The organism is Pseudocitrobacter sp. 2023LY-00077, assembly GCF_055796175.1.
Map to the genome: position 1 here is coordinate 128,101 of NZ_JBSPEI010000014.1, position 24,694 is coordinate 152,794.

At 55.7% G+C, this 24,694-nt stretch carries 19 protein-coding genes; 9 read left to right on the plus strand and 10 right to left on the minus strand.

Annotation, left to right across the window (positions count from 1 at the left end):
* Nucleotides 1-210: 210 nt before the first annotated feature.
* Both ACWWFX_RS18150 and metJ read right to left on the minus strand, forming a co-directional pair.
* The gene (locus ACWWFX_RS18150; protein WP_473224424.1) at nt 211-819 is read right to left on the minus strand and encodes a YiiX family permuted papain-like enzyme; all 609 of its coding nucleotides are present in this window, start codon (nt 817-819) and stop codon (nt 211-213) included.
* A gap of 65 nt (nt 820-884) precedes the next feature.
* On the minus strand, nt 885-1,202 hold the full coding sequence (gene metJ, locus ACWWFX_RS18155; protein ID WP_015966498.1) for a met regulon transcriptional regulator MetJ: 318 nt from the start codon (nt 1,200-1,202) through the stop codon (nt 885-887).
* 264 nt (nt 1,203-1,466) lie between these two features.
* Here metJ and metB point away from each other — a divergent pair, with 264 nt between their 5' ends.
* Both metB and ACWWFX_RS18165 read left to right on the plus strand, forming a co-directional pair.
* A complete protein-coding gene (metB, locus tag ACWWFX_RS18160; RefSeq protein ID WP_108476311.1) occupies nt 1,467-2,627 on the plus strand; it encodes a cystathionine gamma-synthase in 1,161 nt (386 codons plus the stop codon).
* Nucleotides 2,628-2,629: 2 nt separating this feature from the next.
* A complete protein-coding gene (locus ACWWFX_RS18165; protein WP_473224425.1) occupies nt 2,630-5,062 on the plus strand; it encodes a bifunctional aspartate kinase/homoserine dehydrogenase II in 2,433 nt (810 codons plus the stop codon).
* Nucleotides 5,063-5,149: 87 nt separating this feature from the next.
* On the opposite strand, the gene ACWWFX_RS18170 is transcribed toward ACWWFX_RS18165, so the two are convergent.
* Entirely contained in the window at nt 5,150-5,524 is a 375-nt protein-coding gene (locus ACWWFX_RS18170) for a carboxymuconolactone decarboxylase family protein (RefSeq protein WP_276223533.1), read from the minus strand.
* Nucleotides 5,525-5,613: 89 nt separating this feature from the next.
* Between ACWWFX_RS18170 and ACWWFX_RS18175 the strand changes: the two genes are divergently transcribed.
* From ACWWFX_RS18175 to ACWWFX_RS18190, 4 genes are all read left to right on the plus strand, one after another.
* Nucleotides 5,614-6,522, plus strand: a complete 909-nt coding sequence (locus ACWWFX_RS18175; RefSeq protein ID WP_276223531.1) for a LysR family transcriptional regulator — start codon at nt 5,614-5,616, stop codon at nt 6,520-6,522.
* 157 nt (nt 6,523-6,679) lie between these two features.
* Entirely contained in the window at nt 6,680-7,570 is an 891-nt protein-coding gene (metF, locus tag ACWWFX_RS18180) for a methylenetetrahydrofolate reductase (RefSeq protein ID WP_015966493.1), read from the plus strand.
* Nucleotides 7,571-7,734: 164 nt separating this feature from the next.
* Nucleotides 7,735-9,915: a catalase/peroxidase HPI gene (gene katG, locus ACWWFX_RS18185; RefSeq protein ID WP_456146728.1), complete on the plus strand. Its 2,181-nt coding sequence runs from the start codon at nt 7,735-7,737 to the stop codon at nt 9,913-9,915.
* Nucleotides 9,916-10,015: 100 nt separating this feature from the next.
* Nucleotides 10,016-10,921 carry a DMT family transporter gene (locus ACWWFX_RS18190; RefSeq protein ID WP_456146727.1) on the plus strand — a complete coding sequence of 302 codons (906 nt, stop codon included), beginning with the start codon at nt 10,016-10,018 and terminating at the stop codon, nt 10,919-10,921.
* Between the two features lie 71 nt (nt 10,922-10,992).
* Here ACWWFX_RS18190 and gldA read toward each other — a convergent pair whose 3' ends face one another.
* The 3 genes from gldA to ptsP are packed head-to-tail and all read right to left on the minus strand — an operon-like array spanning nt 10,993 to nt 15,284.
* On the minus strand, nt 10,993-12,096 hold the full coding sequence (gene gldA / locus ACWWFX_RS18195) for a bifunctional L-1,2-propanediol dehydrogenase/glycerol dehydrogenase (protein ID WP_276223518.1): 1,104 nt from the start codon (nt 12,094-12,096) through the stop codon (nt 10,993-10,995).
* A 12-nt stretch (nt 12,097-12,108) separates the two neighbouring features.
* Nucleotides 12,109-12,771 carry a fructose-6-phosphate aldolase gene (gene fsa / locus ACWWFX_RS18200; RefSeq protein WP_473224426.1) on the minus strand — a complete coding sequence of 221 codons (663 nt, stop codon included), beginning with the start codon at nt 12,769-12,771 and terminating at the stop codon, nt 12,109-12,111.
* 11 nt (nt 12,772-12,782) lie between these two features.
* Nucleotides 12,783-15,284 carry a phosphoenolpyruvate--protein phosphotransferase gene (gene ptsP / locus ACWWFX_RS18205; RefSeq protein ID WP_473224427.1) on the minus strand — a complete coding sequence of 834 codons (2,502 nt, stop codon included), beginning with the start codon at nt 15,282-15,284 and terminating at the stop codon, nt 12,783-12,785.
* Between the two features lie 308 nt (nt 15,285-15,592).
* Here ptsP and ACWWFX_RS18210 point away from each other — a divergent pair, with 308 nt between their 5' ends.
* The 3 genes from ACWWFX_RS18210 to ACWWFX_RS18220 all read left to right on the plus strand — a co-directional run bounded on the left by ACWWFX_RS18210 (nt 15,593) and on the right by ACWWFX_RS18220 (nt 17,431).
* Nucleotides 15,593-16,672 (plus strand): PTS fructose transporter subunit EIIC, encoded by a 1,080-nt coding sequence (locus tag ACWWFX_RS18210; protein ID WP_276223512.1) that lies wholly within the window; start codon nt 15,593-15,595, stop codon nt 16,670-16,672.
* 17 nt (nt 16,673-16,689) lie between these two features.
* Nucleotides 16,690-17,010 carry a PTS fructose-like transporter subunit IIB gene (locus ACWWFX_RS18215; protein WP_276223510.1) on the plus strand — a complete coding sequence of 107 codons (321 nt, stop codon included), beginning with the start codon at nt 16,690-16,692 and terminating at the stop codon, nt 17,008-17,010.
* Nucleotides 17,011-17,074: 64 nt separating this feature from the next.
* Nucleotides 17,075-17,431 carry a PTS fructose-like transporter subunit IIB gene (locus ACWWFX_RS18220; protein ID WP_456146723.1) on the plus strand — a complete coding sequence of 119 codons (357 nt, stop codon included), beginning with the start codon at nt 17,075-17,077 and terminating at the stop codon, nt 17,429-17,431.
* Here ACWWFX_RS18220 and ACWWFX_RS18225 read toward each other — a convergent pair.
* The 4 genes from ACWWFX_RS18225 to argE all read right to left on the minus strand — a co-directional run bounded on the left by ACWWFX_RS18225 (nt 17,418) and on the right by argE (nt 24,532).
* Nucleotides 17,418-18,269, minus strand: coding sequence for a helix-turn-helix transcriptional regulator (locus ACWWFX_RS18225; RefSeq protein WP_473224428.1), 852 nt, complete (start codon nt 18,267-18,269; stop codon nt 17,418-17,420). The two genes, ACWWFX_RS18220 and ACWWFX_RS18225, sit on opposite strands and share 14 nt — an antisense overlap.
* A gap of 200 nt (nt 18,270-18,469) precedes the next feature.
* Complete coding sequence (locus tag ACWWFX_RS18230; protein WP_276223505.1) at nt 18,470-20,203, minus strand: phosphoethanolamine transferase CptA; 1,734 nt, start codon at nt 20,201-20,203, stop codon at nt 18,470-18,472.
* Between the two features lie 224 nt (nt 20,204-20,427).
* Nucleotides 20,428-23,079 carry a phosphoenolpyruvate carboxylase gene (gene ppc, locus ACWWFX_RS18235; protein ID WP_276223503.1) on the minus strand — a complete coding sequence of 884 codons (2,652 nt, stop codon included), beginning with the start codon at nt 23,077-23,079 and terminating at the stop codon, nt 20,428-20,430.
* A 301-nt stretch (nt 23,080-23,380) separates the two neighbouring features.
* On the minus strand, nt 23,381-24,532 hold the full coding sequence (argE, locus tag ACWWFX_RS18240) for an acetylornithine deacetylase (RefSeq protein ID WP_276223500.1): 1,152 nt from the start codon (nt 24,530-24,532) through the stop codon (nt 23,381-23,383).
* Nucleotides 24,533-24,694 lie beyond the last annotated feature (162 nt).

Below are 24,694 nucleotides of genomic sequence, written 5' to 3' on the forward strand. Positions count from 1 at the left end.
TGCGCTTACCCGACCTACGGGTTGCGGGTTACTTGTCGGGTGGCGCTGCGCTTACCCGGCCTACGGGTTGCTTGTCGGGTGGCGCTGCGCTTACCTGGCCTACGGGTTGCGGGTTGCTTGTCGGGTGGCGCTGCGCTTACCCGACCTACAGATTGCAGAATTTGTAGGCCTGATAAGCGCAGCGCCATCAGGCATTTTCTTCAGCGCGCACTACCACGAAAATAACGGCCACTTTTTCTCAACCGTTTCCAGCCCCGGCGCATCAAACACGGCCTGCGGGGAGATAACGGTTTCATTGAGCGGCACATTCTTGCCGTAGCGTTCTTTCAGTTTGGCCTGCACCGTCGGATTACTGAGATCGAAATCCTTCAGTTTTTGCAGCTTACCCAATTTCATTCCCAGCGCTTTGTCATACACCTTCCACACCACTTCAGAGCAGTACTGGCGGTCATCGCTCCAGGAAAAGGCCAGATCGTAAGGTTTACCGAGATAGCGCTTCGCGGTTTGTGCCAGCTTCTGTTTTTGCTGAGCCGATAACCCGCCGTCCACACGACGCACGATATATTTCCCGTCTTTTCCGTGCCTTATCCATTTTTGCAGCGGCGTATAGATAACCGGACCAACGGCCTCGAAGACATACGGTTTTTTCTCGCGGAAAACAATCATGCCGGTGTGACTATAGTCAGAATGGGTGGCCAACTGAATGGCTTTACTTTGTGAAGATTGAGAAATTTGAAAGATGATGTCGCCGGTTTGCGGCTCCCAGGCATAAGCCGGATAAGCCAAAACCAGGCCGAATGCCAGTAAACAGGGTTTCATGGCACAACCTCCGTGTCATCACATTAAAAAGCGCGGCTCGTACTCCGTGAGCCGCGCTCCCTGAATCAGTACTCCCACGTCTCCGGGTCGATACCCAGTTCACGCATAATCACCTTCGCCTCTTCCGGGATTTCATCGCTGCGCTCTTTACGCAGGTCTTCATCGTTAGGCAGCGGTTGCCCGGTGAATGCATGCAGGAACGCTTCACACAGCAGTTCGCTGTTGGTGGCGTGACGCAGGTTGTTCACCTGACGACGCGTGCGTTCATCGGTGAGGATTTTTAACACCTTCAGAGGAATGGAAACCGTAATTTTTTTTACTTGCTCACTCTTCTTACCGTGCTCAGCGTATGGGCTGATATATTCGCCGCTCCATTCAGCCATGAGATACCTTAATCCTCTTTATCATTAATAAAAGGTCGAGCTTCGGCCCTGACCATAATCGCGCATAGTTTACCGTAGTGACGCGGCCCTGACACGATATGAGCCGCCGCAGTTGTGCGCTAATGCATATAATTTTAACGGCTATTCGTCTTTTGCTCAATCTATACGCAAAGAAGTTTAGATGTCCAGATGTATTGACGTCTATTGTGACAATGTTTACTCTGGTGCCTGACATTTCACCGATTAAGTCAGGAACGAATCACAATGACCCGTAAACAAGCCACCATCGCAGTGCGCAGCGGTTTAAATGACGACGAACAGTATGGCTGCGTTGTCCCGCCGATTCATCTCTCCAGTACCTATAATTTCACCGGTTTTAATGAGCCGCGCGCTCATGACTATTCTCGTCGCGGCAACCCAACGCGTGATGTGGTGCAGCGGGCGCTGGCCGAGCTGGAAGGTGGTGCGGGTGCGGTAATGACCAATACGGGCATGTCGGCGATTCATCTGGTGACAACCGTGTTCCTGAAGCCGGGCGATCTGTTAGTTGCCCCGCACGACTGCTATGGCGGCAGCTATCGTCTGTTTGACAGCCTGGCAAAACGCGGCTGTTATCGCGTGAAGTTTGTCGATCAGGGTAACGAACAGGCGCTGCGCGCTGCGCTGGAAGAAAAACCGAAGCTGGTGCTGGTCGAAAGTCCGAGTAATCCGCTGTTACGTGTGGTGGATATTGCGAAAATATGTGGGCTGGCGCGTGAAGTCGGCGCGGTCAGCGTGGTGGATAACACCTTCTTAAGCCCGGCGCTGCAAAATCCGCTGGCATTGGGCGCGGATCTGGTGTTGCATTCCTGTACTAAATATCTGAACGGCCACTCTGATGTGGTTGCCGGGGTGGTGATTGCCAAAGATCCGGAAATCGTCACCGAACTGGCCTGGTGGGCAAACAATATCGGCGTGACCGGTAGCGCATTCGACAGCTATTTACTGCTGCGCGGTTTGCGTACACTGTCGCCGCGCATGGAAGTGGCGCAACGCAATGCCTACGCGATTGTCGACTTCCTGAAAAACCAGCCGCTGGTGAAAAAACTGTATCATCCTTCTTTGCCGGAAAATCAGGGGCACGAGATTGCCGCTCGCCAGCAGAAAGGGTTTGGCGCGATGCTCAGCTTTGAGCTGGACGGCGATGAGCAGACGCTGCGCCGTTTCCTGAGCGGGCTGTCGCTGTTTACGCTGGCGGAATCGTTGGGTGGGGTTGAGAGCTTAATCTCCCACGCCGCTACGATGACCCACGCGGGCATGGCGCCGGAAGCGCGCGCCGCCGCCGGGATTTCTGAGACGCTGTTGCGTATCTCAACCGGTATTGAAGATAGTGAAGACTTAATTGCCGATCTGGAAAATGGCTTCCGGGTTGCAGCCGAGGGATAAAAATGAGTGTGATTGCGCAGGCAGGGACGAACGAACGTCAACTGCATAAATTTGGTGGGAGTAGTCTGGCAGATGTGAAGTGTTACCTGCGTGTTGCCGGGATTATGGCAGAGTATTCTCATCCCGGCGATATGATGGTCGTTTCCGCAGCCGGTAGCACCACTAACCAGTTGATTAGTTGGCTGAAACTCAGCCAGAGCGATCGTCTCTCTGCGCATCAGGTTCAACAGACGCTGCGTCGTTATCAGTCTGATCTGATTAGCGGTCTGCTGCCCGCTGAGATTGCCGATGGCTTGATTAGCGCATTTATTCATGACCTCGAACGTTTAGCCGTATTGCTGGATGGCGGTGTCACCGATGCCGTGTATGCGGAAGTGGTGGGGCACGGTGAAGTGTGGTCAGCTCGTCTGATGGCGGCCGTGTTGCAACAGCAGGGTCTGGAAGCCGCCTGGCTCGACGCGCGTGAGTTTTTACGTGCCGAGCGCTCCGCCCAGCCGCAGGTGGATGAAGGTTTATCTTACCCGCTGCTGCAACAGTTAATGGCGCAGCATCCGGGTAAACGTCTGGTAGTTACCGGGTTTATCAGCCGCAACAACGCGGGTGAAACCGTCCTGCTGGGGCGTAACGGTTCTGACTATTCCGCGACGCAAATCGGTGCGCTGGCGGGCGTTTCCCGCGTGACCATCTGGAGTGATGTCGCCGGGGTATACAGCGCCGATCCGCGTAAAGTGAAAGATGCCTGCCTGCTGCCGCTGCTGCGTCTCGATGAGGCCAGCGAACTGGCGCGTCTTGCCGCGCCAGTACTGCACGCGCGTACCTTACAGCCGGTTTCCGGCAGCGATATCGACCTGCAACTGCGCTGTAGCTATACGCCGGATCAAGGCTCCACGCGTATTGAACGCGTGCTGGCCTCCGGTACGGGCGCGCGTATTGTCACCAGCCATGACGATGTCTGCCTGATTGAATTCCGCGTCCCGGCAAGCCAGGACTTTAAGCTGGCGCATAAAGATATTGACCAATTACTGAAGCGTGCGGGTATTCGTCCGCTGGCTGTTGGCGTTCATACGGATCGCCAGTTGCTGCAATTCTGCTACACCTCGGAAGTGGCGGATAGCGCACTAAAAATTCTTGATGAAGCCGGATTGCCGGGCGAGCTGCGTTTACGTCAGGGCCTGGCGCTGGTCGCGATTGTCGGGGCGGGCGTCAGCCGTAACCCGCTGCACTGCCACCGTTTCTGGCAGCAACTGAGAGGCCAGCCGGTCGAATTTACCTGGCAATCGGAAGAGGGTATCAGCCTGGTGGCCGTGCTGCGTACCGGCCCAACCGAAAGCCTGATTCAGGGCCTGCATCAATCTGTCTTCCGCGCTGAAAAACGCATCGGCCTGGTGCTGTTTGGTAAGGGCAACATCGGTTCTCGCTGGCTGGAGCTCTTCGCGCGCGAGCAAAGTACACTCTCGGCGCGTACCGGGTTTGAATTCACGCTGGCAGGCGTGGTGGACAGTCGCCGCAGCCTGCTGAGTTATGAAGGGCTGGACGCCAGCCGCGCGCTGGCATTCTTCGAAGATGAAGCGGTCGAACAGGACGAAGAGTCCCTGTTCCTGTGGATGCGCGCGCACCCGTATGATGATTTGGTGGTGCTGGATGTCACTGCCAGCCCACAGCTGGCGGATCAGTATCTCGATTTCGCCAGCCACGGTTTCCATGTTATCAGCGCCAACAAACTGGCCGGAGCAAGCAGCAGCCACAACTATCGCCAAATCCACGATGCGTTCGAAAAAACCGGGCGTCACTGGTTATATAACGCCACCGTCGGCGCGGGCCTGCCGGTAAACCATACCGTGCGCGACCTGATCGACAGCGGCGACAGCATTCTGTCCATCAGCGGGATTTTCTCCGGCACGCTTTCGTGGCTGTTCCTGCAGTTCGACGGCACCGTGCCGTTCACCGAACTGGTGGATCAAGCCTGGCAGCAGGGCTTAACGGAACCCGACCCGCGTGACGACCTTTCCGGGAAAGACGTGATGCGTAAGCTGGTGATTCTGGCACGTGAGGCAGGCTACGATATCGAACCGGATCAGGTTCGCGTGGAGTCGCTGGTGCCGTCGCACTGTGAAGATGGCTCGATCGACCACTTCTTTGAAAACGGTGATGAGCTGAACGATCAGATGCTGCAACGCTTTGAAGCTGCGCAGGAAATGGGCCTGGTGCTGCGCTACGTGGCGCGTTTCGACGCCAACGGCAAAGCGCGCGTCGGTGTGGAAGCGGTGCGTCCGGAACACCCGCTGGCGGCACTGCTGCCGTGCGATAACGTCTTTGCCATCGAAAGCCGCTGGTATCGCGACAACCCGCTGGTGATCCGTGGGCCAGGCGCGGGGCGCGATGTCACCGCCGGGGCGATTCAGTCGGATATTAACCGTCTGGCGCAGTTGTTGTAATAATCCATTTGTCGGACGGCGGCTACGTCTTATCCGACCTATACAAAACGTAGGCCGGATAAGATGCGTGAGCATCGCCATCCGGCGTTACGGCTGATGGGTAAAGACCTCTTTTGCCGCAAACAAGCCATTCAGCGCCGCCGGGAAACCGGCGTAAACCGCCATCTGCATGATCACTTCAGTAATTTCTTCCTGCGTTAACCCAACATGAAGCGCCGCCGCAATATGCACTTTCAGCTGTGGCGATGCGTTTCCTAATGCAGTTAAAGCAGCGACTGTGGCGATTTCTCGACTGCGTAAATCCAGACCGGGGCGGGAATAGATATCTCCGAACGGAAATTCGATCAGGTAACGGGCAAAGTCTGGAGCGATATCTTTCAGGCTTTCGACGACAGCATTGCCTCCTTTACCATCCACTTTTTGCAGCATGTCCTGGCCGGTAATAAAACGTTCTGAATGCATGGGGAAATCCTCGTTTATCTTAGGTGTGACGGGAGAATAGTCCGCCAGATGCTGTTTGGATAATACCGTTTCCGTGATACCTTTTCGGTATGACAAACACCCCCATTCATTCTCTCGATATTCGCCTGCTACGCTACTTTGCCGTGGTGGCGGAAGAGAACAACATGAGCCGGGCCGCTCAACGACTCTTTATGTCGCAACCGCCGCTCAGCCGTCATATTCGCCAGCTTGAGGAGCGTCTGGGGGTAACGCTGTTTGTCCGTCATACCCGAGGGCTAACGTTGACGGAGGAAGGGGCACGCGTGCTGGAGATCGTTCGTCCGCTGCTGGCGTTGCAGGAGAAAACCTATGCTGCGCTCGATAAACTTGCGCTGGCAAATGGCCCATTACTGCGTATTGGGCTAACCACGGCGTTTGAGCAGGGGGTTTTTACGGCGTTAGAAACCCGGCTACGTGCGCGGGTTGATACGCTACGTATCGCGCGGCACAGTTCTCTTGAACTGGTACGTCAGGTGCAACGAGGAAAACTGGATGCGGCGCTGGTGGCACTGCCGCTTGAGATCGGTGGATTATCTGTTGTACCGCTTGGTTGGCAAGAACCGCTGATTGCCGCTTTGCCCGCTATCTGGCCAGAGGCAGAATCTGCTTCGATCTCTTTATCCTCTTTAAGTTCTCGCCCTTTATTCTGGTTCAAGCGAGAGCGTAACCCGGCTTTTTTTGATTACACTCGTCAACGTTTCCAGCATGCCGGTTATGTGCCATCCTGCATCGAAGAGCCTCTCGAACATGATGTTCTGCTCGCCAGAATCGCAAATGGAGATGGCTTAAGCCTGCTTCCGGCATCTTTCGCCGCCATTCAGCGGCAGGGTGTTGTTTTTCGTCCATTATCAGACAATAGTCTGCGAGTCAGCGCAGGCGTCGTGGTGTTGCCTGAAAAGCAGCCGAAACTTGAGTGGTTGATAACTCTTTTAAAGAATCAGTTCACAGCACCGGAGTAAGATGAATTTTTTTCATCTTGCCTGAATATTCCTCACCGTTTGCGCGGATCTTTCTATTGACCTTCCCCCATTTTTCCTTCATCTTTACATCTAGACGTCTAAACGTATAGCAGTTCACAACACAACAAATAATGACACGCGATTGATGAGGTAAGGTATGAGCTTTTTTCACGCCAACCAGCGGGAAGCCCTGAATCAGAGTCTGGCAGAAGTCCAGGGGCATATTAACGTTTCGTTCGAATTTTTCCCGCCGCGCACCAGTGAAATGGAGCAAACCCTGTGGAACTCTATCGATCGTCTGAGCAGCCTCAAGCCAAAATTCGTTTCCGTCACATATGGCGCAAACTCCGGCGAGCGTGACCGCACGCACAGCATCATTAAAGGCATCAAAGATCGTACCGGCCTTGAGGCCGCGCCGCACCTGACCTGCATTGATGCCAGCCGTGATGAACTGCGCGCCATCGCGCAGGACTACTGGAACAACGGCATTCGCCATATCGTCGCCCTGCGCGGTGACCTGCCGCCAGGCAGCGGCAAGCCGGATATGTATGCGGCGGACCTGGTTGGCTTGCTGAAAGAAGTGGGCGATTTTGATATCTCCGTTGCCGCTTATCCGGAAGTGCATCCGGAGGCGAAAAGCGCGCAGGCGGATCTGCTCAACCTGAAACGTAAAGTTGATGCCGGGGCGAATCGCGCGATCACCCAATTCTTCTTCGACGTGGAAAGCTACCTGCGTTTTCGTGACCGCTGCGTTTCTGCGGGTATCGATGTTGAAATTATTCCAGGCATCCTGCCGGTCTCTAACTTTAAACAGGCGAAGAAATTTGCTGACATGACCAATGTGCGTATCCCACACTGGATGTCTACAATGTTTGAAGGGTTGGACGATGACGCAGAGACGCGCAAACTGGTGGGTGCATCTATCGCGATGGACATGGTAAAGATTTTAAGTCGGGAAGGGGTAAAAGATTTTCATTTTTATACACTTAACCGTGCTGAAATGAGCTACGCCATCTGCCATACGCTGGGTGTCAGACCTGGCTTATAACGAATGAAGCCCTCTGCGGAGGGCTTTTTTACGCCCAATTTGATCTACATCTCTGTAACGAACAAATTAAGAGTTTCCAACTATCGAATCTGTGGATTATTTCAATTATAACTCTATGCTGATGCTGTATATCGTAACGGTAACATTGTAGAGGGAGCATATTGATGAGTACGTCAGACGATATCGAGAACAAAACGTCCGCAGGTAAGTGTCCTTTCCATCAGGGCGGTCACGATCAGAGTGCGGGTGCAGGGACGACCAGCCAGGATTGGTGGCCAAAACAGCTTCGCGTGGACCTTCTCAACCAACACTCCAACCGTTCTAACCCGCTTGGGGAAGACTTCGATTACCGCAAAGAATTCAGCAAACTGGACTACTCCGCTCTGAAAGGCGATCTGCGTGCATTGCTGAGTGAATCTCAGCCGTGGTGGCCTGCCGACTGGGGTAGCTATGCCGGTTTGTTTATCCGCATGGCGTGGCATGGCGCAGGTACCTATCGTTCTATTGACGGACGTGGCGGTGCGGGCCGTGGTCAGCAACGTTTTGCGCCGCTGAACTCCTGGCCAGATAACGTAAGCCTCGATAAAGCGCGTCGCCTGTTGTGGCCAATCAAGCAGAAATATGGCCAGAAAATTTCCTGGGCTGACCTGTTCATCCTTGCGGGCAATGTGGCGCTGGAAAACTCTGGCTTCCGTACTTTCGGTTTTGGTGCCGGTCGTGAAGACGTCTGGGAACCGGACCTCGACGTAAACTGGGGTGACGAAAAAGCCTGGCTGGCTCACCGTGACCCGGAAGAGCTGGCGAAACGTCCGTTAGCGGCCACTGAAATGGGCTTGATCTACGTGAACCCGGAAGGCCCGAACGCCAGCGGTGAACCGCTTTCTGCGGCGGCGGCAATTCGTGCGACCTTTGGCAACATGGGGATGGACGACGAAGAGACCGTGGCGCTGATTGCCGGTGGTCACACTCTTGGTAAAACCCACGGCGCAGGCCCGGCAACCCACGTTGGCCCGGACCCGGAAGCCGCACCGATTGAAAACCAGGGTCTTGGCTGGAAGAGCGACTTTGGTACTGGCGTAGGTAAAGATGCGATCACTTCCGGTCTGGAAGTGGTGTGGACGCAGACTCCAACCCAGTGGAGTAACTACTTCTTCGAGAACCTGTTCAAATACGAGTGGGTTCAGACTCGCAGCCCGGCTGGCGCAATTCAGTTCGAAGCCGTTGATGCGCCTGAAATTATTCCTGATCCGTTCGACCCGTCGAAAAAACGTAAGCCGACCATGCTGGTCACCGACCTGACGCTGCGTTTTGATCCGGACTTCGAAAAAATCTGCCGTCGTTTCCTGAACGATCCGCAGGCGTTTAACGAAGCATTCGCCCGTGCATGGTACAAGCTGACCCACCGTGATATGGGGCCGAAAGCGCGCTATATCGGGCCGGAAGTACCGAAAGAAGATCTGATCTGGCAGGACCCGCTGCCGCAGCCGACTTACCATCCGACGGAAGAAGATATTCTGAGCCTGAAAGCGGAAATCGCTGCTTCTGGTCTCTCGGTGAGTGAACTGGTTTCCGTTGCGTGGGCCTCCGCGTCTACCTTCCGTGGTGGTGATAAACGCGGTGGTGCCAACGGTGCTCGTCTGGCGCTGAATCCGCAGCGTGGCTGGGCGGTGAACGCGACTGCAGCTCGCGTGCTGCCTGCACTGGAGAAAATCCAGCGTGCATCCGGCAAGGCGTCACTGGCGGATATCATCGTCCTGGCAGGCGTTGTGGGTGTTGAGAAAGCCGCGAGCGCTGCGGGTGTCAGCATTCATGTTCCGTTCACGCCGGGCCGCGTAGATGCGCGTCAGGATCAGACCGACATCGAGATGTTCGAGCTGCTCAAACCGATCGCCGATGGTTTCCGTAACTATCGCGGCGAACCGGGCGCGGCAACCACCGAATCTCTGCTGATCGACAAAGCTCAGCAGCTGACCCTGACTGCGCCGGAACTGACTGTGCTGGTGGGCGGTATGCGTGTTCTGGGCGCGAACTTCGACGGCAGCAAGCATGGCGTCTTTACTGACCGTCCGGGCGTGCTCAGCAATGATTTCTTCGCAAATCTGCTGGATATGCGCACCGAATGGAAAGCCACCGACGACACCAGCGAGCTCTTCGAGGGCCGCGACCGTCTGAACGGCGAAGTGAAATACACCGCCACCCGCGCGGATCTGGTATTTGGCTCTCACGCGGTACTGCGCGCGCTGGCCGAAGTGTACGCCAGCAGCGATGCTCACGTGAAGTTTGTTAAAGACTTCGTGGCGGCATGGGTGAAAGTGATGGAACTGGACCGTTTCGACCTGCAATAATCTAAGCACTTAATCCGTCAGCGATTGCTTTGCAGCAGTCGCTGACGTTTTTTTTGAGGCGTATAGTGCACGTAGAAAACGTCACTCTACGGGATTCATCATGTCTGCCTCAGGAAAGAGCAACCCCCTGGCCATTAGTGGCCTCATCGTACTGACCCTCATCTGGAGTTACAGCTGGATTTTCATGAAGCAGGTCACGGGCTACGTTGGCGCGTTCGACTTCACTGCTTTGCGCTGTATTTTTGGCACCCTCGTTTTATTCCTTGTCTTGCTGGTACGTGGTCGCGGCCTGCGCCCGACGCCGTTTAAATTTACCTTCGCTATCGCCTTACTTCAGACCTGCGGCATGATCGGCCTCGCTCAATGGGCGCTGGTGAGCGGCGGCGCGGGGAAGGTCGCCATCCTCACCTATACCATGCCGTTCTGGGTGGTGATCCTCGCTGCGCTGTTGCTGGGCGAGCGTTTGCGACGCCTGCAATATGCCGCCATCGGCATTGCCGCGATAGGCCTGGTGCTGGTGATGCAGCCGTGGCAGCTTGATTTTAGCGCCATGAAAAGCGCGTTGCTGGCGATTCTTTCCGGCGTAAGCTGGGGAGCGAGCGCTATCGTCGCCAAGCGGATGTATACCCGTCATCCGGGGATTGATCTGCTGTCGTTGACCGCCTGGCAAATGTTGTATGCCGCGCTGGTGATGAGCCTTGTGGCCTGGCTGGTGCCGCAACCCGAAATCGACTGGCAGCCTATCGTTTTCTGGGCGCTGGCCTATAGCGCAATACTGGCGACCGCGCTCGCCTGGAGCCTGTGGCTGTTTGTGCTGAAAAACTTGCCTGCCAGTATCGCCAGCCTGAGCACCCTGGCTGTACCCGTTTGCGGCGTACTGTTTTCCTGGTGGCTGCTTGGCGAGAATCCAGGCCCGGTCGAAGGTGCGGGGATAGTGCTAATTATCCTGGCGCTGGCGGTGGTGAGCAGGAAGAAGCGTGAAAAGGTGGTCGTGAAGCAAGGGTAAACTAAACCATTGTAGGTCGGGTAAGCGTAGCGCCACCCGACGAACAACGGTCAATCAGGCCTTATCAGCCGTTATTCCCACTCATGCAGAAAACGCTGACCGTACTGGTCGGCAACCAGCAGCGCTGCGTAAACGCGGTCCGGGTCGGCGCCGCCAGGCATATTGTGGATAGTTTCGCCTTCCGCGCAGGACGCTTCAGCAACCTTACGCATTTTCGCCGGGATATCCTCTTTGATATCCAGTTGCGCGAGGGTTATCGGCAGTCCGACGGAGTGGCACAGGGCGGCGACGGTTTCAATCTCTTCTACCGGCGCGTTCTCGAAGACCAGTTGCGTCAGCGTACCGAACGCCACTTTCTCACCGTGATAATAATGATGCGCATCCGGAATGGCCGTCAGACCGTTGTGGATAGCGTGCGCAGCCGCCAGGCCACCGCTTTCAAAGCCGACGCCGCTCAGGTAGGTGTTGGCTTCAATCACGCGATCCAGCGCCGGGGTAACAACGTGTTGCTCTGCCGCCAGCATCGCTTTCTCGCCTTCTTCAATCAGCACGTTGTAGCATAGTTCAGCCACCGCCAGCGCGGCCTGAGTGCATTTACCGCCTGCCATGGTGGTGGCGCCGCTGCGTGAACAGGCGCGGGCTTCGAACCAGGTGGCCAGTGCATCGCCGATACCGGCGGCCAGCAGACGAGCCGGTGCGCCCGCGACGATTTTGGTATCGACAATGACCACGTTCGGGTTGTGCGGCAGCATCAGGTAACGGTCGAATTCACCGTCATCGGTGTAGATGACAGACAGCGCACTACACGGCGCATCGGTAGATGCGATGGTCGGCGCGATGGCGACCGGAAGCGACATAAAGTGCGCCAGCGCTTTGGCGGTATCGAGCGTTTTGCCGCCGCCGATGCCCAATACAGCGCCACACTGCGCTTTTTCGGCTACGCCGCGTAAGCGATCGATTTCGTTTTGTGAACATTCGCCGCCAAACGGAGCGATTTCCAGCGCCAGGCCCGCATCACGGAAACTCTTTTCCAGCGCGGCCTGAGCGAAGCCTAAGACAAATTTGTCACCGACAACCAGCCAGCGTTCCGCCATTGGTTTCAGGTAGTCGCCCAGACGGGTGATGACATCGGCGCCCTGGATGTATTTACCAGGTGATTGAATAATGCGATCCATACTCTATTTCCCTCACAGGTTGATATGACCAAATGCGTTATTCCAGTCCTGCTCAAACTTCTCTATTGCCGACTCTACCGCAGGGGTGTTGATCATTTGTTGCGCTACATCTAAAGGAAGGGTAATTGCTTCACATCCAACGAGTAAGCAATCCAGCGCCTGACGAGGTGTTTTAAAGCTCGCTGCCAGTACTGTGCTGTTGGGGGCATGCCGTTCCAGCAGCGTTTGCAGTTCCTGCACCATGCCAATGCCGTCGCCACCCTGGGCATCGACGCGGTTAACATAGGGCGCAACATATTTGGCGCCTGCCAGCGCCGCCAGTAACCCTTGTGATGCGCTGTATACGGCGGTGCCGAGTGTTGGAATGCCTTCTTTTTTCAGCAACTTGATAGCCGCGAGACCTTCAGCAGTGACCGGGATTTTCACCACAATGCCGGGAACGGCGTTGCTCAGGCGTTTCGCTTCCGCCACCATACCCGCCGCATCACGGCTCATGGTCTGGGCGAACAGAATGCCTTCCGGGCCGACGGCTTTTTGCAGGCGTGGCAGTACATCCCAGATGGATTGTTTGCTGGCGGCGACAATGCTGGGGTTGGTGGTCACACCCGCCAGCGGGAAAATGCGCGCCAGACGTTCAACTTCCGCGACATTTGCGGTATCCAGATACATTTCCATGATTCGTCCTCTTACAGTTCCAGTTCGTGTTGCAGCAGGCTGGCGATGGCGTCGGCAGATGCCGCGTTCACCAGCGCGTTACGGAATTCTTCATGCATAATGCGGCGCGCCAGGCGGGAGAAAATCCGCATGTGCTGGTCGCCCGCGGCGTGTTTGTTGAGCGTCAGCATAATGATGAACTGTGCGTCTTCATCGCCCCAACGTACCGGTGCGTTCAGGCGCGCGACGCTAATGGTCGATTGCTCAATATGTTCTGATTTGCTGTGCGGAATGGCGAAGCTGAAGCCCAGCCCGGTCGAAAACACCGCTTCGCGCGCCCAGAGGTCGGCTTCCAGCTTGCGCGGGTAACGGCAGCGCCCGGCCAGCAGCAGGTTATCGGTCATGCCTTTGATCACTTCTTCTTTGCTCTGCCAGTCGTTATCCAGCGAGATACAGGAGGTGGCGATCAGCGGCGCGTCCTGCTGGCTCATGCGGAATTGCGCCAGCAGATGCTCCACTTCCAGCGAGGTACGGCAGGCCATCGCCTGATTCAGCAACTGGCGGCAGGCGCGGCTGTCGAGCTGTGCGAGGCGCGATTTGGTCGCCGGAATAGAAGGCGCGCTCATGCTCAGTTCGTCCAGCCCCAGGCCAACCAGCAGCGGCAGCACGGAACCTTTCGCGCCCAGCTCGCCGCACAGGCCAATCCATTTCCCCTGGCGATGCACCGCCTGTACCGCGTAATCGAGTGCGCGCAGGAACGCCGGGTTCAGGCTGTTGTAATGACGGGTGACTTTGGCGTTATCGCGGTCTACCGCCAGCAGATACTGGGTTAAATCGTTGCTGCCGATGCTGAAGAAGTCGATCTCTTCGCAGCACTGATCGATGATGAACATCACCGAAGGCACTTCCAGCATAATGCCCAGCGGAATACGCTCATCGAACGGAATATGTTCATTACGCAGTTGTTGTTTGGCTTCCGCCAGCTTCTCTTTGACCCATAAGATCTCTTCCATCGAGGAGATCATCGGGATCATGATTTTCAGCTTGCCGTGCGCCGAGGCGCGCAGAATGGAACGTAACTGGGTGGTGAACAGCGCCGCATATTCTTCATAAATACGCACCGCGCGATAGCCGAGGAACGGGTTGTTTTCTGCCGGAATATTGAGGTAATCCACCGGCTTATCGCCGCCGATATCCATGGTGCGCACGATAATGCTGCGGCCATTGGCGGAACTCAGCGCCTGGCAGAAAATGTTATACAGCTCGTCCTCGCCCGGTGCGCAGGCGCGGTCCATATAGAGCATTTCGGTGCGGAACAGACCGACGCCTTCCGCGCCGTTCCCGAAGGCGGCCTGCGCTTCTACCGAATGGGCGATGTTAGCGGCCACTTCAATGCGTAAACCATCGGCGGTTCGCGCTTCCTGGTTCAGCCAGACGCTCTGCTGCTGGCGCAGTTGTTCCTGTAGCCACGCTTCCTGCTGGTAATAGCGCGTCACTGCGGCATCTGGCGCAACGACGATAGCTCCGGCATTACCGTCGAGATAAATGTGCTGCCCCTGCCAGGCGTTGAGGGCGTCAATATCCACGCCGACCAGCGTTGGGATATTAAAAGAACGCGCCAGAATCACCGTGTGTGAGGTGGTGCCGCCGCTTTGCAGCAGCAAACCTTTGAGCAGGGTTTTGTCCAGTTCGAGAAACTGGCTTGGGGTGAGTTCTTCCGCCATGCAAATGGTCGGCTGCGCCAGTTTTCCGGGGGCCGGGAAACGTTGTTCACCATAAATTTGCTGTAACAGTTGATAGCCGACGTCACGCACGTCCAGCGCACGTTCCTGTAAATAGCTGCTGCTGGAGCGGGCGAACTCATCGCAGAAATGGTTGGCGCTGCGAACAATCGCTTCGGCACAGCTCAGGCCATCGTTCACTCCAGCCAGCAGATGCTGGCGCAGGGAGGTGTCGGTGGCGAGCGAACGATGGGCTTCCAGAATCGCGCTGGCAGTGGTGTCGCTGTCCAGCAGATGCAGTTCCAGCATTTTTGTCAGCCGTGCCAGGCCGCTGTCCAGCGCCTGTTGCTCCTCTTCCACGCTGCGTGAGGCAGGCAAATCGCCCAGACGATTTAAATCGAGCGAGGCAAGACGCGTTAAAATGCCACCTGCGCTACCGCTACAGACGGGCTGCGCGCGAAACAGCGTTGGATTGAGATGGGTGAGCGATTCCGGCAGCGGCGCTTGTTCAACCGTGGCTGCCTGCGCCAGCGGCGCGTCGCACAGGGGAAATTCTTCGCTTATCCAGCGGGAGAGATGCTGCCAGGCGGCCTGTTCATCCTCGCCGGTAATCAGCAACTGGCAGGCATCGTTCACTAGGGTATCGGTGCCGATCAGCGCCAGCGCGCTTTTGGCGTTACCTTTACGGTCGGTGCGCAGGTTGTGCCATTCAATGGTGCTGGTAAATTTATTGCACTGCGTTTCGACGTGGCTGGCGGGGCGTGCATGGACGCCATTAGGTAATTCACAGACAAACTCTACAACCTGAGCCATCACTTCATCTCCCAAATCATTCGATATAGGGAACAGGATGGAGGGTTGAGCGCGGCCTCGCTATCTGACAAATCTGTCAAAAACTGGATAAATGTAATATCCGGCGTAAAGTGAGAGATCCTTCACAAGTTCCCATCTGGTGGGCTATAGAGATGGCACCAGAACTTTTGAGACCGATCGCATTTTTCTGATGCGATCACAAATATCCAGTAAATGCCCCTTTTATCCACTGTCTGTCACTTCGTCAATTGCCTATCGTTTCCACAACCTCGTTATGGATATGGGCGCGTAACGCCCGGGAGCAACTGATGAAAGAGTTGGTGCAGATTCTAAAAAACACCCGTCAGCATTTAATGACCGGTGTGTCGCACATGATCCCGTTTGTTGTGGCGGGTGGGATCCTGCTGGCGGTTTCCGTCATGTTATACGGCAAGGGCGCGGTGCCGGATGCCGCCACCGATCCAAACCTCAAAAAGCTGTTTGATATTGGCGTGGCCGGCCTGACGTTGATGGTGCCGTTTCTGGCGGCGTACATCGGTTACTCCATCGCCGAGCGTTCCGCGCTGGCACCGTGTGCGATTGGCGCGTGGGTGGGCAACAGCTTTGGCGCAGGCTTCTTCGGCGCGTTAATCGCCGGGATTATCGGCGGGATTGTGGTCTATTACCTGAAAAAGATCCCGGTGCATAAAGTGCTGCGCTCGGTGATGCCGATCTTCGTGATCCCGATTATCGGTACGCTGATCACCGCAGGCATCATGATGTGGGGGCTGGGTGAACCGGTCGGCGCATTGACGGCCAGTTTGACCCAATGGTTGCAAGGTATGCAGCAGGGCAGCATCGTCGTACTGGCGGTCATTATGGCGCTGATGCTGGCGTTTGATATGGGTGGCCCGGTGAACAAAGTGGCCTACGCGTTCATGCTGATCTGCGTATCGCAGGGCGTGTATACGGTAGTGGCGATTGCCGCCGTCGGGATATGCGTACCACCGCTGGGGCTGGGCCTCGCGACGCTGATTAATCGTAAAAACTTCAGTAGCGAAGAGCGCGAAGCGGGCAAAGCGGCGCTGGTGATGGGCTGCGTGGGCGTGACGGAAGGGGCGATTCCTTTTGCGGCCGCTGACCCGCTGCGCGTGATCCCGTCCATTATGATCGGCTCCGTTTGTGGTGCAGTGACGGCAGCGCTGATGGGCGCACAGTGCTACGCCGGGTGGGGCGGGCTGATTGTTCTGCCGGTGGTGGAAGGCAAGCTCGGCTACATCGTGGCGATTGCCGTTGGCGCGGTCGTGACGGCGGTGTGCGTGAATCTCCTGAAAAGTCTGGCACGTAAAAATGCGAAACCGGTCGCGGAAAAAGAAGACGACCTGGATCTGGATTTCGAAATTAACTGATTGAAGAGGTAACTATTATGACCATGATTATCGCGGTAACCGCTTGTCCGTCTGGCGTCGCACATACTTATATGGCGGCGGAAGCGCTGGAAAGCGCGGCAAAAGCCAAGGGCTGGGACGTGAAGGTTGAAACGCAGGGTTCCATTGGCCTCGAAAATGAACTGACGGCAAGCGATGTAGCGGCGGCGGATATCGTGATTCTGACCAAAGATATCGGTATCAAGTTTGAAGAGCGTTTTGCCGGGAAAACTATCGTGCGGGTTAATATCAGCGATGCCGTAAAACGCGCCGACGCGATTATGGGCAAAATTGAAGCGCATCTCGCACAAACGGCGTAAGCGCGAATACCGGGCTGGCGGGGAGACCCGCCAGCATGCATGAAACCCGAAGCAGGAGAAGACGATGACGGTATCCCCCGGTAGACGATTAGTCGCAGTCACCGCCTGCGTGAGCGGTGTGGCGCATACCTATATGGCCGCTGAACGTCTGGAGAAACTGTGCCAACAGGAAAAATGGAGCATCAAGATTGAAACCCAGGGCGCGCTGGGTATTGAAAATGCGCTAACTGCCGACGATATCAAGCGCGCCGATGCGGTGCTGTTGATCACCGATATCGAGCTGAGCGGGGCAGAACGTTTTACCCACTGTCGCTATGTGCAGTCGGGTATTTATGCGTTTCTGCGCGAGCCGCAGAAAGCGATGAGCGCAGTGCGTAAACTGCTCTCCGCGCCGCAGCAAACGCATATTATTCTGGAGTAGTTTTCTTTTCCGTGAGCTGACTGTGGTACTGGCGACGGTATTCTGACGGCGAGCGTTCGGTATTTTTGCGAAACAAGCGGCAGAAGTAGTTGCTGTCGACAAAGCCACAGGCATGGGCAATTTCTTTCACCTTCAGGTCGTAACCCTTCAGCAGCATTCTGGCGTGTTCCAGCCGCGTATGATTCAGGTATTCGTTAAAGCCAACGGCCCCGGTTTTTTGAAACAGATGGGAAAGGTAGTTGGGCGAGATATAAAACGCCTGGGCAACCGATTCACGAGTGAGCGGCGAGGCGTAATGTTCGTCGATATAGTCACGAATGGCGTCGAAAAGCGCCTGACTGCGCGAAGCAGTTTGGATCTGGCTGCCCAGCAGGTCGCAGCAGTGGCTCAACAGGCTGGCGACAATCAACCGCGCGGTGTGTTGTTCCTGCGGCTGCATCTGCATTTCATGCAGCGTTTGCAGCAGAAACGAACCGATACGTGGCCCACGCCGGGCAACGTGCTGGCGATTGAGACTGTGCGAATGGCTGCCGTCCCAGTGCACCAGGCTAAAGCCGAGCTGCTGCTTGCCAAACAGAATGCTGAGGGTGGTCACCGGTGTTTGCCATTGCGGGAAGTTCCAGCCGCCTGCGGGTACAAACAGGACATCATGATGCTGCATGCGCGTGGCCGCACCTGCATCGCTAAACTCGCCCTCCAGCACAATTTCCAGACGTGGGAAATCGACCTGATACGCCAGTTCAGGCGCCGGGCTGGTGGTGCTGGCAAAGTGAATTTTTTGCAGTTCAGACGGCGTATTGATTAGCCGGGTGAGCAGTTGCGTGATGTCGTGATGCATAGCGATCCCTTCTCTGTTGCATTGCTCGCAACATTAACGGGATGCGAAAAAAAAGGCCACTCCTGAATGAAGTGGCCTCAAAGATTGCAGACAACGTGCGCTTTGTTTTGCCGGATGCGGCGTAAACGCCTTATCCGGCCTACATTCAATAAATTGCAGAAAACCTGTAGGCCTGATAAGCGGAGCGCATCAGGCAATTCTTACTGATTACCCTGGAGTTCTCCGTAAGGCAGTGAATCGTAATCTTTTAAGCCGTTTTTCTTGTACGGGTTGCCAATCCAGCGCGTCATAGGCGTGAACTGCGGGCTGGTGATGGAACGCGTCGCGTCATAACCGTCATAACTCAGCCCTGCTAAGTCGGACCAGGTATGGATCAGCTCCGAGCTGCTGTACTTGCGGTTAACGTCCTGCGAGAAATCACGCGGATGCGCAGCCTGCCATTTTTCAGACGTCCACAGCATAAACGGTACGGTATACATGTGACGCGTCGGTGCCAGTTCGTTGCGCCCCTGAATGTTATGCGGCGGCGTGTCGTAAACCTCTTCACCATGATCGGAGAAGTAGAGCAGGAATCCGTTCGGGTCCGTTGCTTTGTACTCGTTGATCAGGCTGGCGACAACGTGGTCGTTGTACAGGTTCGCGTTATCGTAGGCGTTGTATTCGTCCTGCTGTTCCTGCGATAAACCGGCAGGCAGATTGTCGGTTTTGCCGTCAAACTTGCCCCATTTCTCCGGGTAGCGATACTCATACTTGATATGCGTACCCAGCAGGTGAACGATGATCAATTTCTTCGGCGCCGGGTCAGCCATCACTTCTTTAAAAGGGTCCAGCACGTTGGTGTCGTATTCGCGCGCGCTCTGCGTACGCTGCTGGTTCATGTAGAACTGTTTGTCCGTTTGCTTCGAGAATACCGTCAGCATGGTGTTACGTTCGGTCATCGTCTGCTGGTTAGTTATCCAGAACGTTTTGTACCCGGCCTGTTTCATCATGTTCATCAATGACGGTTTGGTCAGGTAGAGGTCCGGATTTTTCTCGTTCGCAAAGGTCAGCGCCTGTTGCAGGATTTCGATGGTATAAGGGCGAGACGTCACGACGTCGTTGAAGACGGTCAGGTTCTTATCGCTCTTATGCAGGGCATCCAGTTCCGGCGTGGTTTCACGCGGGTAGCCATACAGGCTCATACGGCCACGTTGGGTCGATTCCCCAATCACCAGCACCAGCGTGCGCGGCGCATCGCCGGAGCTGTCTTTTAAATTCGCCAGTGGCGGTAATGCGTTGTTAGCGCTTAACAGCTTGTTCAGGCTGGTTAATTGCTGGCGATATTGATAGTAGCCGGTAATAAACTGCCACGGTGCGGCGGGCTCCATACGGGAGGCCATACCGTTCAGCGTTTTTTCCAGCGGTTTATCACCGACAACGCTTCCAGCCACGATAGGATTAAGAATTAACCCATACAGTAGCGCAAAAGAAACCAGCCAGCGGCTGAGGTGTGGGATATAGACAGGCTTCAGTCTCGACCACAGGAAAATCGCCACCGCGGTATACGCCACCGCCGTCAGCACAATCTTCAGGCTGAAATACTGGCTCATGTATTCGCTGGCTTCATTAGCGTTCGATTCGAACATAATGAACAGCACGCTTTGCGAGAATTCTTGCCCATAGATAACGAAGTAGCACAGCGTCGCCAGCGAGGCGGCCCACAGCACTATCCCAATAACGGCAGCAATAATGCGCGTTTTACTCGGGAACAGAAAAATGGGGATCAGCCACAGCGAGCTGAATAAGAGAGAGTCACGAAATCCGTTCGTACCGCTATAGCCCGTTAAAAGAATAATGGCCTGTAGCAGGGTAGAGAAAAACCAAAAGTAGAGCAGCGCCCAACCAAGGGCCTTCCAGCTAAACTTAGTTTCAGCCGGGGTAGTAGTGGAGAGCATAAATTAAGCCTGTCAGAATTCGTGGCGCCAACCGTAACAATATTTTATTAAGTGAACCTTAAGGTGCACTCCAGCCGTTATTGTTGCAGCAGTAAAAAATCACGTCGAGCACATTGATAGACAGAGCGAATATGAAAAGGTTTTGCGGCGAAATCAAAAAAATAAATGCGCTTAACTCGGTGTGAGCCAGCGCACTTATTTCATTGAGACTTAACTTAAATTGATTAGCCGGTGTTACGCATACCTGCCGCAACGCCTGCGATGGTGACCATTAGCGCCTGTTCAACGTTAGGATCCGGCTCTTTGCCTTCTTCTTCCGCCAGACGAGAGCGGTGCAGCAGTTCGGCCTGGAGTACGTTCAGCGGGTCGGTATAGATGTTACGCAGCTGGATTGACTCGGCAATCCACGGCAGGTCGGCCATAAGATGTGCGTCATTGGCGATTGCCAGTACCACTTTGATATCGGCTTCCAGCAAGGTGCGAAGTTCTTCACCCAGACCCCACAGCTCTTTTTTCACCAGGCGCTGATCGTAATATTCCGCCAGCCACAGGTCCGCTTTGGCGAATACCATTTCCAGCATCCCCAGACGCGTGGAGAAGAACGGCCAGTCGCGACACATCGCTTCGAGCTGGCTCTGTTTGCCATCTTCCACCACTTTTTGCAGCGCTGCACCCGCGCCCAGCCAGGCGGGAAGCATCAGGCGGTTCTGCGTCCAGGCGAAGATCCACGGAATGGCGCGCAGGGATTCCACACCGCCGGTCGGGCGACGTTTTGCCGGGCGCGAACCGAGCGGCAGTTTGCCCAGCTCCTGTTCCGGCGTCGCGGAGCGGAAGTAAGGCACGAAATCTTTGTTTTCACGCACGTAGCCGCGATACATCTCGCAGGAGATATCGGACAGCTCGTCCATAATGCCGCGCCACTCTTCTTTCGGCTCCGGCGGCGGTAACAGGTTCGCTTCCAGAATCGCACTGGTATACAGCGACAGGCTGCTGACGGTGACTTCCGGCAGGCCGTATTTGAAGCGAATCATCTCGCCCTGTTCGGTCACGCGCAGGCCGCCTTTCAGGCTTCCCGGCGGTTGAGAAAGCAGTGCCGCATGGGCTGGCGCGCCGCCACGGCCAATGGAGCCGCCACGACCGTGGAACAGAGTCAGTTCGATACCGGCTTTTTCGCAGGTTTTGATCAGCGCGTCCTGTGCCTGGTACTGCGCCCAGGAGGCGGCCATCACGCCCGCATCTTTCGCGGAGTCGGAATAGCCAATCATCACCATCTGTTTGCCCTGAATAAAGCCGCGATACCAGTCGATATTCAGCAACTGCGTCATGACATCGTTCGAGTTGTTCAGGTCATCAAGCGTTTCAAAGAGCGGCGCAACCGGCAGAGCAAAAGTAATGCCCGCTTCTTTCAGCAGAAGATGCACGGCCAGTACGTCGGACGGCGTTTTCGCCATCGAGATGACATAGGCGGCGACCGAGCCAACCGGCGCATCGACAATCGCTTTACAGGTATTAAGGACTTCGCGCGTTTCGTTGCTCGGCTCCCAGCTACGCGGCAGCAGCGGGCGCTTGGAATTCAGTTCACGAATCAGGAACGCCTGTTTGTCGGCTTCGGACCAGCTTTCGTAGTCGCCGATGCCCAGGTAGCGGGTCAGCTCGCCGAGCGCTTCAGTGTGGCGAGTGCTCTCCTGACGGACGTCAATACGTACCAGCGGCACGCCGAAACACTTCACGCGGCGCAGGGTGTCGAGCAGTTCGCCGTTGGCGATAATGCCCATTCCGCAGGCTTGCAGGGATTTATAGCAGGCGTAAAGCGGGTCCCACAGCTGTTCGTTCTGGCTGATTAAGCCTGCCGGTTTTGGCAGACGCTGGCCTTTCAGGCGTGCTTCCAGCCAGGACTGGGTCGCCATTAACTGGCTGCGAATGTTTTTCAGCAGATAGCGGTACGGCTCCTGCGAACCTTCTTCGCCCACCAGGGCACGCAGTTCGTCGGTGCACTCGACCATCGACAGTTCGGAGATCAGCAGCTGAATATCTTTCAGGAACAGATCGGTCGCTTTCCAGCGGCTCAGCAGCAGGACGTGACGCGTGATTTCGGCGGTGACGTTCGGGTTGCCGTCACGGTCGCCGCCCATCCAGGAAGTAAAGCGAACGGGGACGAAATCGACCGGCAGGCGGTAGTTCAGGTTCTCTTCAAGCTGTTCGTTAAGCTCGCGGAGATAATTTGGCACGCCTTCCCACAGGCTGTTTTCCACCACGGCGAAGCCCCATTTGGCTTCATCCACCGGGCTTGGGCGGTGCTTACGAATTTCGTCCGTATGCCACGACTGAGCAATCAGCTGGCGCAGGCGGCGCATCAGCTGGTGACGTTCATAATCGGCGATATCTTTGTTATCCAGCTGCTTCAGGCAGCCGTTGATTTCGCCCATTTTATGGATAAGCGTGCGGCGCGTGATTTCGGTCGGGTGCGCGGTCAGGACCAGCTCCAGCGACAGTGATTCGACGGCTTTTTTAATGGTGGCTTCGGTGAGATTGGGTTGGTCTTTGAGTTTACGCAGCGTACGTGCAATCACTTCCGGGTTGCTCGCGCCTTCGCCTTTTGGCGAGATGCTGTGATACTGCTCGGCGGTATTCGCCAGGTTCAGAAACTGGCTGAAGGCACGCGCCACCGGCAGCAGTTCATCATTGGAGAGGTTTTGCAGCGTTGTCAGCAGTTCCTGACGGTTGGCTTCATTGCCAGCGCGGGAGGATTTCGACAACTTACGGATAGTTTCTACACGGTCAAGAATGTTCTCACCAAGCGCATCCTTGATGGTATCGCCTAGCACTTTACCGAGCATACTGACATTACTACGCAACGCGGAATATTGTTCGTTCATGTTAACCCAGACACCCCATCTCATTTTATTTTGTTATACCCCAGGCTTCGGAACGCAAAGCCAGGATAAGCAACCTCCTTTATAAAGCCACGTAAAAACCCCCACGTCAATTGCTGCGAAATCGCTTCAGCAATCGAGTAAATAGCGGCAATTTACGAAATTTAATTCGCATCGTGTCAGATAAGTAATGCTTATGGAAATGTGCGCGCGGATGCCCTCACCCCGGCCCTCTCCCACAGGGAGAGGGAGAAAATCGGGTCCCCTCTCCATTGAGGGAGAGGGTTAGGGTGAGGGGGGCATATCAATGCCAGCAGAAGTGATGCACAACCTGGGTGATCAATTCGCGCGTCGGCTTGATAAACCGCGTTTCCAGATATTCATCCGGTTGGTGGGCCTGGTTGATAGAGCCCGGTCCGAGTACCAGCGTTGGGCACAGGGTCTGGATAAACGGCGCTTCGGTACAGTAGTTCACGACTTCGGTTTGTGCACCGAGCAGTTTTTCCACCACCTGAACCAACTGGTGGTCCGGCGGGCATTCGTAGCCCGGGATCGGCGGGTGCAGTTCGGAGACAGTCAACCGGCCAGGCCACTGGGCGCTTACCGGTTCCAGTGCTTCATCCAGCAACCCGTTGAGATCGTTCAGCGTCATACCCGGCAGCGGGCGAATATCCATATGCAGTTCGCAGCAGGCACAGATGCGGTTTGACGCATCGCCACCGTGAATGGCGCCGAGGTTGAGGGTCGGGTAAGGCACGGTAAACGCCTCGTAGTGATAGCGCTCTTTCAGTGAGTCACGCAGTTGCATCACGCGGCCAATCGCGTCGTGCATAATTTCAATCGCGTTGACGCCGCGCGCCGGGTCGCTGGAGTGGCCCGATTGCCCCATCACGCGAATGGCGCTGGAGATGTGGCCTTTGTGCGCACGTACAGGCTGCAATGACGTTGGCTCACCGATGATGGCGCAGTCCGGACGCAGGGCGGTGGTTTCGGCAAAGTAGCGCGCGCCTGCCATGCTGGTTTCCTCATCGGCGGTCGCCAGAATGTAGAGCGGCTTTTTCAGCGTTGTCACGTCCACATCGCGCAGGGCATCGAGAATAAAGGCGAAGAAGCCTTTCATGTCGGCGGTGCCCAGACCGTAGAGCTTGTTTTCATGCTCGGTCAGGGTGAAGGGATCGCGCGTCCAGCGGCCATCGTCAAACGGTACGGTATCGGTGTGACCGGCAAGCAACAGGCCGCCTGCGCCGTTTCCGGTGCTGGCCAGCATATTGAATTTATTGCGCGTGCCGGGAACCGGCTGGATTTCGACGTTAAAGCCTAACGAGGCAAACCAATCGCCCAGCAGAGTGATTAAAGACGCATTACTTTGATCAAGCGCTTCCTCGGTCGCGCTGATGGAAGGTGTGGCGATCAATGCACGGTAAATCTCGATAAATGGCGGTAAATTGTTTTTCATTGTTGACACACCTCAGGTCGTGATAGTATCAATATTCATGCAGTATTTGTGAATAAAAATACAATATCGTTGAGCGTAAGAAAACCCTTAAACCGTAGGGTAAAAGGCAAAAGACGCTCAACAGGGTGAGGAAGATAAGCATTCTTCCCAGGCATATGACGT

Bases quoted from the DNA above. Each gene is read 5' to 3' on its own strand.
- ACWWFX_RS18230 (WP_276223505.1), bottom strand. From the start codon at position 20,203: ATGCTCTCCACTACTACCCCGGCTGAAACTAAGTTTAGCTGGAAGGCC.
- gldA (WP_276223518.1), bottom strand. From the start codon at position 12,096: ATGGATCGCATTATTCAATCACCTGGTAAATACATCCAGGGCGCCGAT.
- fsa (WP_473224426.1), bottom strand. From the start codon at position 12,771: ATGGAAATGTATCTGGATACCGCAAATGTCGCGGAAGTTGAACGTCTG.
- ACWWFX_RS18165 (WP_473224425.1), top strand. From the start codon at position 2,630: ATGAGTGTGATTGCGCAGGCAGGGACGAACGAACGTCAACTGCATAAA.
- ACWWFX_RS18190 (WP_456146727.1), top strand. From the start codon at position 10,016: ATGTCTGCCTCAGGAAAGAGCAACCCCCTGGCCATTAGTGGCCTCATC.
- ppc (WP_276223503.1), bottom strand. From the start codon at position 23,079: ATGAACGAACAATATTCCGCGTTGCGTAGTAATGTCAGTATGCTCGGT.
- metJ (WP_015966498.1), bottom strand. From the start codon at position 1,202: ATGGCTGAATGGAGCGGCGAATATATCAGCCCATACGCTGAGCACGGT.
- ACWWFX_RS18210 (WP_276223512.1), top strand. From the start codon at position 15,593: ATGAAAGAGTTGGTGCAGATTCTAAAAAACACCCGTCAGCATTTAATG.
- metF (WP_015966493.1), top strand. From the start codon at position 6,680: ATGAGCTTTTTTCACGCCAACCAGCGGGAAGCCCTGAATCAGAGTCTG.
- ACWWFX_RS18150 (WP_473224424.1), bottom strand. From the start codon at position 819: ATGAAACCCTGTTTACTGGCATTCGGCCTGGTTTTGGCTTATCCGGCT.
- ACWWFX_RS18215 (WP_276223510.1), top strand. From the start codon at position 16,690: ATGACCATGATTATCGCGGTAACCGCTTGTCCGTCTGGCGTCGCACAT.
- ptsP (WP_473224427.1), bottom strand. From the start codon at position 15,284: ATGGCTCAGGTTGTAGAGTTTGTCTGTGAATTACCTAATGGCGTCCAT.
- ACWWFX_RS18220 (WP_456146723.1), top strand. From the start codon at position 17,075: ATGACGGTATCCCCCGGTAGACGATTAGTCGCAGTCACCGCCTGCGTG.
- argE (WP_276223500.1), bottom strand. From the start codon at position 24,532: ATGAAAAACAATTTACCGCCATTTATCGAGATTTACCGTGCATTGATC.
- katG (WP_456146728.1), top strand. From the start codon at position 7,735: ATGAGTACGTCAGACGATATCGAGAACAAAACGTCCGCAGGTAAGTGT.
- ACWWFX_RS18225 (WP_473224428.1), bottom strand. From the start codon at position 18,269: ATGCATCACGACATCACGCAACTGCTCACCCGGCTAATCAATACGCCG.
- ACWWFX_RS18170 (WP_276223533.1), bottom strand. From the start codon at position 5,524: ATGCATTCAGAACGTTTTATTACCGGCCAGGACATGCTGCAAAAAGTG.
- ACWWFX_RS18175 (WP_276223531.1), top strand. From the start codon at position 5,614: ATGACAAACACCCCCATTCATTCTCTCGATATTCGCCTGCTACGCTAC.
- metB (WP_108476311.1), top strand. From the start codon at position 1,467: ATGACCCGTAAACAAGCCACCATCGCAGTGCGCAGCGGTTTAAATGAC.